This is a genomic window from Pirellulales bacterium (assembly GCA_035656635.1).
GTDB lineage: Bacteria > Planctomycetota > Planctomycetia > Pirellulales > JADZDJ01 > DATJYL01.
Window position 1 is genome coordinate 1 of record DASRSD010000131.1, and the last position, 7,666, is coordinate 7,666.

The 7,666-nt window shown below is 53.6% G+C and carries 6 protein-coding genes; all 6 read left to right on the forward strand.

Annotated elements, in window-relative coordinates:
- On the forward strand, positions 1-251 hold a 251-nt coding region (locus tag VFE46_12340; GenBank protein ID HZZ28783.1), incomplete at its 5' end, for a hypothetical protein.
- Positions 251-1,006: a (Fe-S)-binding protein gene (locus tag VFE46_12345; protein HZZ28784.1), complete on the forward strand. Its 756-nt coding sequence runs from the start codon at positions 251-253 to the stop codon at positions 1,004-1,006. The genes VFE46_12340 and VFE46_12345, both read left to right, overlap by 1 nt.
- 40 nt (positions 1,007-1,046) lie before the next feature.
- On the forward strand, positions 1,047-2,486 hold the full coding sequence (locus tag VFE46_12350; GenBank protein HZZ28785.1) for a lactate utilization protein B: 1,440 nt from the start codon (positions 1,047-1,049) through the stop codon (positions 2,484-2,486).
- Entirely contained in the window at positions 2,401-3,018 is a 618-nt protein-coding gene (locus VFE46_12355) for an LUD domain-containing protein (GenBank protein ID HZZ28786.1), read from the forward strand. Before VFE46_12350 ends, VFE46_12355 begins: the two co-directional genes overlap by 86 nt.
- A gap of 214 nt (positions 3,019-3,232) precedes the next feature.
- A complete protein-coding gene (locus VFE46_12360) occupies positions 3,233-5,266 on the forward strand; it encodes a M13 family metallopeptidase (protein ID HZZ28787.1) in 2,034 nt (677 codons plus the stop codon).
- 66 nt (positions 5,267-5,332) lie between these two features.
- Positions 5,333-7,666 (forward strand): glycosyl hydrolase 115 family protein (locus VFE46_12365; protein HZZ28788.1); only part of this gene is annotated, 2,334 nt, incomplete at its 3' end.

Below are 7,666 nucleotides of genomic sequence, written 5' to 3' on the forward strand. Positions count from 1 at the left end.
CGATTTACGATCAGCGGATTCGCAACTACACGGGCAAGCCCATCGACGTGGAAATCCGCCGCACGTATCCCGGACACATTGTGTTCCGCAGTGCGCTGGAGCCGACGCTACACGACTATCAAACCGTGCAATTCCAAAAGCGCGTGGCGACAGGCGAAAAGGCGGATTTACTGTTTGAATTAGTCCAGCATCAGGGCTACAATGCCAAGCAGCAGAATGTGACGCTGGAACAAGCCGAAATCAAGCCGTAATGCCGCTCGTTGCGCTGTTTATTCCCTGTTATATCGACCAGCTTTATCCGCAAGTCGGGCTGGCCACGTGTGAGTTGCTGAAGCGGTTGGACGTGACGTTTGAATTTCCCGTTGAGCAAACTTGCTGCGGCCAGCCGATGGCCAATACCGGTTGCACGGAAGACGCCCGACCGCTGGCCGAAAAGTTTCTGCGTATTTTCAAAGATTTTGAATACGTCGTGGCGCCATCGGGCAGTTGCGTGGCAATGGTCCGGCAACATTACGACGAATATTTTCACGGCCGGCCGGAGTACGCAGACTTTCAAAAGCTGAAAGCTAAAACATTCGAACTGTGCGAGTTTTTGACCGACGTACTGCACGTGGAAAAACTGCAAGGCCAATTTCCCTATCGTGTCGGCTTGCATCAAAGCTGCCACGGCTTGCGCGAATTGCGGCTGGCCAGTGACACGGAACTGGTGGGCAAGTCGTATAATAAAGTGCGGTCGCTTTTGGAAATGATCGAGGGGGTGCAAATCGTCCAACTGCAGCGGCCCGACGAATGCTGCGGCTTCGGCGGCACCTTTGCCGTGAATGAAGAAGCGGTCTCGTGCATGATGGGGGAGGACCGCATTTACGACCACGAACAAGCCGGCACACAAGTATTGACCGCCAACGACATGAGTTGCCTAATGCACTTGGAAGGTTTGATCCGCCGGCAGAAAAAACCAATGCGCGTCATGCACATCGCGGAAATTCTGGCAGGAGGGGATGTCTAATAGATGTGCTACCCACTCAGCGATTTCTCTGGAATTTCACATGAACCACGCAACACTAGCCGCTGAGTTTGTGCGAAATCGCCCTCGGGCGCATTGGCACGACACCGCCCTGTGGTTTGTACGCGCCAAGCGCGACAAGGCGGTGCATTCGCTGCCGGAATGGGAAACGCTGCGCGAAACCGCTTCGGCCATCAAGTTGCACACCATATCGCACTTGGCGGAATATCTGGAACAGTTCGAGCGGCAAGCCACGGCCTTGGGCGCCACGGTGCATTGGGCCTGCGATGCGGCTGAGCACAACCAAATTGTGCTGGATATTTTGCGGCAACACGGCGTGAAAAAACTCGTCAAAAGCAAATCGATGTTGACGGAGGAGTGTCATCTTAATCCATATTTGGAACGTCACGGCATTGAAGTGACCGACACCGACTTGGGGGAACGGATTGTGCAATTGGATCGCAAGCCTCCCAGCCATATTGTGATGCCTGCCATTCACATGAAGAAGGAAGAAATCGGCGAGCTGTTTCACAAGCATTTGCAATCGGCGGCCGGCGCGACCGATCCGCAGTATTTGGCCGAGGTAGCCCGGCAACATTTGCGACACAAGTTTATGGAAGCCGACGCCGGGCTGACCGGCGTGAATTTTGCCGTGGCTGAAACAGGCGGTTTCGTCGTTTGCACCAACGAAGGCAATGCCGATTTAGGTGTCTCACTCCCGAAATTGCACATCGCGTGCATGGGGATCGAAAAATTGATTCCCCGCGCGAAAGATTTGGGCGTCTTCTTGCGGCTGTTGGCGCGATCGGCCACGGGGCAACCGATTACAGCGTATTCGTCGCACTTCCATGGTCCGCGCCTCGGTGGCGAGTTGCACATTGTGATTGTTGACAACGGCCGCAGTCAACTGCTGGCCAGCGGGGAATTTCGCGGCTCGCTGAAGTGTATTCGCTGCGGGGCGTGCATGAACACGTGTCCGGTCTATCGCCGCAGCGGCGGCCACAGTTACGAGAACACGGTGCCCGGTCCGATTGGCTCCATTTTAGCGCCGGCTCGCGATCCGCAGCATTATTACAGCCTGCCGTATGCTTGCAGCCTGTGCGGCAGCTGCACCGACGTGTGCCCAGTGAAGATCGACATTCACCATCAACTGCTTACCTGGCGGCGGGAACTAGCGGTGCATGGCCATTTGCCGTGGACCAAACGCTTTTCGATGAAGCTGGCCAGCATTGTGCTGCGCACGACTTGGTTGTATGGTTTGATGGGGAATATGGGGCGGTGGGCTCTGCGGAATTTCCCACGGTGGCTGGTATATAACCGCTTGAATGCGTGGGGGCGGCAGCGCGAATTGCCTCCCGCGCCGCGCCGCAGCTTTCGACAGCTTTATCAAGAGCATTATGGCCGAACCACAACCGCCGGAACATCGCCGCAGCCGGGAGGAAATTCTGTCGGCGATTCGCAGTCATCAACCTCCCGGCACTGAGTTGCCCACGCTGGAGCACCAGTGGATCACGTATGTTGACCGGCCAGCGCAATTCGCCAAAGTGCTGACCGAAATCGGCGGACAGTGGGTGCGCGTGCCCGATGCGGCGGCAGCTCACTCTGCCCTGGGCGAAATTCCTGCATATCGAGAAGCGAAGCAAATCATTTCGCGTGTGCTTGGAATCGGCAACTCAAATGTTGATTTGACGAATATCAGCGATCCACATGCCTTGGAGCCGATCGACTTTGCTGTGCTGTCTGGTGAATTCGGCGTGGCCGAAAATGCAGCGATTTGGGTCACCGATCGGAATCTGCCACTGCGAGCGTTATATTTTATTGTGCAGCACCTGGCACTGGTGTTGCCGGCGGGCGAAATTGTTGACAATATGCACCAAGCGTACGAGCGACTAAAGTTCAATCGGGCGGAGTTTGGCGCGTTTATTGCTGGACCTTCCAAAACGGCAGATATTGAACAATCGCTGGTGATTGGCGCGCACGGGTCGCGTTCGCTGACCGTGTTTTGCGTGGGCTGAATTGGATTTTGCAAGCGCGGATCGCATTTAACCGCAGAGATGCCAAGCCACCCAGAAGTAAGGGAACACGCAGCTACCGAAGGGCGGAAGGGCTGGACAGTATCGATCCCATCGGCAGTTAGGTGCGTAAGGGAAAGTATCTGTAAATCGAGGTGCTAGAACCATGAGGCATGTGATGAGACAGCAGTGGATGGAAAGCAGGTTGGCGGGTTGCATGGCAGGCGCATTTGCACTGTCAGGGTTGCTTGCGGCGGCGTTTCCGGCGGCAACTGTCATTGCGGCCGATCAACCGCTGAAAAGCGGCATCGACCGGTCCACGTTCGATACCTCGATTAAGCCAGGCGACGACTTTTTTGAATACGTAAACGGCAGGTGGATCAAGGAAAACCCCATCCCGGACGAGTACAGCCGTTGGGGCGCTTTCCCGAAATTGCACGACGATAATCTCGTGGCCCTGCGGGAAATTGTGGAAGGTCTGTCGAAGAGCGACAAGCCGCTCGATGCCGATTCGCGCAAGCTGCGCGATTTTTATAAAACGGCGATGGATGAAAAAAAGCTGAACGAGGGCGGCGCGAAGCCGCTGGCCGACGATCTGGACCGGATTGCAAAAATTCAAAACACGGATGATTTACTGAAGCTCGTCGGTCATTTTCAGGCCTCGGGCATTTCGGGTTTGTTTGGTTTCGGCGTTGAGCAGGACGAAAAGCAAAGTTCGCGCTATGCCATTCAATTGTGGCAGGGAGGGCTGGGTTTGCCGGAACGCAATTACTATTTAGGCTCCGGCGACGATTCCAAACGCATACGCGATCAATATCGCGAGCATGTGGCTAAAATGCTGACGCTGTTGGGCGATTCTCCCGATGCTGCCAAAGTAAACGCTGATACTGTACTGCATATCGAAACGCAATTAGCCGAAGCCTCGCGCACTCCTGTGCAATTGCGCGATCGAGAAGCACAATACAACAAAATGAGCGATGCCGAACTGGCGGAGCTAACGCCGAATGTGAAGTGGGATTTGTTCTGGAACTCCGTGAATGCCCAGGGGGTGGAAGACGCCATTGTCGGTCAGCCGGAATTTTTTAAGAAGCTAAATGAATTGCTTAGAACCATTTCCCTGGACGATTGGCGCACCTATTTGCGCTGGCATTTAATCCATTCTGCTGGTCCGTATTTGAGCGACGATTTCGTCAACGAGAATTTCCATTTCTATGGCGAGCAGCTGCGCGGAATTAAACAATTGCAGCCACGCTGGAAGCGGGCCATCGGCACACTCGACCGACAAATGGGCGAGGCACTTGGCCGATTGTACGTGGAAAAATACTTTCCGCCACAGGCCAAGCAACGAATGGACGAGCTAGTGAAAAACCTGATGTTGGCATACAAGGAGCGGATTGAATCCCGTGATTGGATGAGCCCGGAAACCAAGAAGGAGGCCCTCGCCAAGTTGGCTGCGGTACGGCCGAAAATTGGTTACCCGATTAAGTGGCGCGATTACTCGGGGCTGAAAATTGGCACCGATTCGTACATCCAAAATGTGCAAGCGGCCGACGCGTTCGAAACGCAATATCGACTAGCACGGCTGCACAAACCAGTCGACCGTGATGAATGGCAAATGTCGCCACCAACGGTGAATGCGTATTACAATCCGAATCTCAATGAAATTGTGTTTCCTGCCGGCATTTTGCAGCCCCCATTTTTTGACATGACGGCCGATGATGCGGTGAACTATGGCGGTATCGGCGCCGTTATCGGTCACGAAATTACTCATGGTTTTGACGACCAAGGAAGCCGCTCCGATGCCGATGGCAATTTGCGGAATTGGTGGACCACTGGAGATCGCTCACGCTTTAATGCCAAAACCGACAAGTTGGTGAAAGAATACAATGCGTGTAATCCGGTGGATGATATCCATATCAACGGCTTGCTCACGCTGGGTGAAAACTTGGCCGATTTGGGTGGCGTAACTATTGCCTACGCAGCATATCAAAAATCGCTGGAGGGCAAACCAGCGCCGATCATTGATGGATTCACAGGACCGCAACGGTTCTTCATTGGCTATGCTCAAGTTTGGCGCGGATCTCAGCGCGAGGCTGATTTGAAAGTGATGTTGCGAACAAATCCGCATTCGCCGGAACGGTTCCGCACATTGGTGCCGCTTTCAAACATTCCGGCTTGGTACGAAGCGTTTGACGTACAGCCGAGCCAAACTTTGTACCGCCGGCCGGAAGAACGGCTAGAAGTGTGGTAACGGCGCGCGCTCCGGAGTAGAATGCGACGGAAATAATGTGCACCGTCTGCCTTTGGGAATGGCGCCATGAGATGGCTTCCGGCCATGTGTTTGCTGTTTGGCTTATGTGGTAATGTGCTTGCGGCCGGCAAGCTACTGGTCGGCCATGAAGCCGAGGCCGATTCTCTGAAGCTGACCATGGGCGGCAAGACTGCCGACATTTATGTTGCTCCCGAGGATTTTAAACTGGCAAACATTGCCGCCGGAATTTTAGCGGACGACATTAATCGAGTCACCGGCCACAAGCCGCAGGTAAAGAATGACTTGAATCAGCTTGGCCCCGACGCGGTCATCATCGGAACAATCGGGCACAGCGCACTAGTTGATCGCTTGATTGCTGAAAAGAAAATTGACGACAGCGATGTTCGCGGGCAATGGGAAACATTCAAGCTGCAAAAAATCTCGCGGCCAATGGAAGGCATTCAAATGGCGCTTGTAATCTTTGGCAGTGATCGCCGCGGAACAGCCTATGGAGTGTTCGCACTGTCTGAGGCAATTGGCGTATCTCCCTGGTATTGGTGGGCGGATGTTACACCCGAAAAGCACACGGCATTAGTCATCAACGGCGGCGAAATCAAAGAGGGTCCGCCATCAGTTAAGTATCGTGGCATTTTCATTAACGATGAAGATTTCGGCATCGAACCTTGGGCCGCCAATACGTTTGAACCCGAGCAACATAATATCGGGCCGAAGACCTACCAAAAAGTTTTCGAGCTTCTTTTGCGTTTGAAAGGAAATTATTTGTGGCCGGCGATGCACAACGTTTCCAAGGAGTTTGGCCGAGTGCCGGAAAACGTGAAGGACGCCGACGATTGGGGAATTGTAATGGGTTCCAGCCACACGGAAGCCATGAATCGCAACAACGTATTGTGGCCGAAGGAAGGGCAAGGACCCTGGCGATATGACGAAAACCGTGACAACATGCTGGCCTATTGGGAACAGTGGGCCAAAGAGCGCGGCCCATACGAAGCCGTTTGGACACTGGGCATTCGTGGAGTTCACGATTCGGCCATGGAAGGCCCAAGCGATCCCGAGGCGAGAGTAAAAATTGTCGAGCAAGTTTTCGCTGATCAACAGGCGCTTTTACAGAAATACGTCAACGCCGATTTAAGAAAAGTGCCGCAAATGTTCGCGCCGTATAAGGAGGTGTTGTCTCTTTACCAGCGAGGAATGCATGTGCCCGATGACGTAACTATCCTTTGGACGGACGACAATTTTGGCTACATACGGCAACTTTCTACGCCGCAAGAACAGCAGCGCGCTGGGGCAGCGGGAATTTATTATCACATCAGCTATTGGGGCAACCCTCGATCTTACTTATGGTTAAACACCACGCCGCCGGCTCTTATCTGGGAGGAAATGACCAAAGCATACCAATACGGGGCCAACCGAATTTGGGTGTTGAATGTGGGCGATATTAAGCCTGGCGAAATTGGAATTGACTTCTGGTTGCGGCTGGCGTGGAACATTCACGCTTATGACCGGCAAAGCGTGGCCAATTATTTGGTGGATTGGGCCACACGGGAATTTGGTCACGGCGAGGCGGCGGCCATCGTCGACGTCATGAGCAAATATTACCGCTTGGGCTTCATACGGAAGCCCGAGCTAATTGACCTCAACTCGTTTAATGCCAACGAACGGCACGTGCGGCTCATGGAATACGATGCGATTTTGCAGAAGACCGAAAGCATTCAAGACCGGCTGCCGGCTGATTGCCACGATGCCTTTTACGAGTTGGTATTGTACCCGGTGAAGATTTCCGATCTGGTAAATCACGTGTTTCTCGACGATTCAAATCAGGCTCGGGCGCTGGATCAAATCAAAGCGGAAACCGAGTATTACAATCGCACTTTAGCAGGCGGCAAATGGCATTATATGATGACGGTCAAAGGAACGACCAACGCGCACATTTCCTTCAAGTGGCCAACCAACGACAGCCGGCCGGATAAAGTTGTTGAAGAGAAAGATGTGATCGCGCCCGAATTATCGGTCAATGCAGAGCACTTTACTCGCAATGTCTCGCGTGGCGACAGTCAATGGTTGCCCATTGCAGGGTTAGGCCGTCAAGCCGATGTTCTAACCGTCTTCCCGGTCACAACGGCAAACGTTACGGAGTCTGCAAAAATCAAAACCGATTCACCGGAATTGGATTACGATTTTACAGTCGCCAAGGCCGGCCAGGTCGGGGTAACCGCGTATGCTATTCCCACGCATCGTATCAACGCCCAACATGGTTTGCGGTACGCGGTGGCCGTCGATGACGAAGAGCCACGAATTGTCGACTTCGAACACCCCGAGAATAGCCAAGCTTGGCAGCAAAATGTAATTCGCAATGCCAGCATCACCAGTACCTCACACGTG

Coding starts and splice junctions, on each gene's coding strand:
- VFE46_12360 (HZZ28787.1), top strand. CDS start 3,233: ATGGCAGGCGCATTTGCACTGTCAGGGTTGCTTGCGGCGGCGTTTCCG.
- VFE46_12345 (HZZ28784.1), top strand. CDS start 251: ATGCCGCTCGTTGCGCTGTTTATTCCCTGTTATATCGACCAGCTTTAT.
- VFE46_12350 (HZZ28785.1), top strand. CDS start 1,047: ATGAACCACGCAACACTAGCCGCTGAGTTTGTGCGAAATCGCCCTCGG.
- VFE46_12355 (HZZ28786.1), top strand. CDS start 2,401: ATGGCCGAACCACAACCGCCGGAACATCGCCGCAGCCGGGAGGAAATT.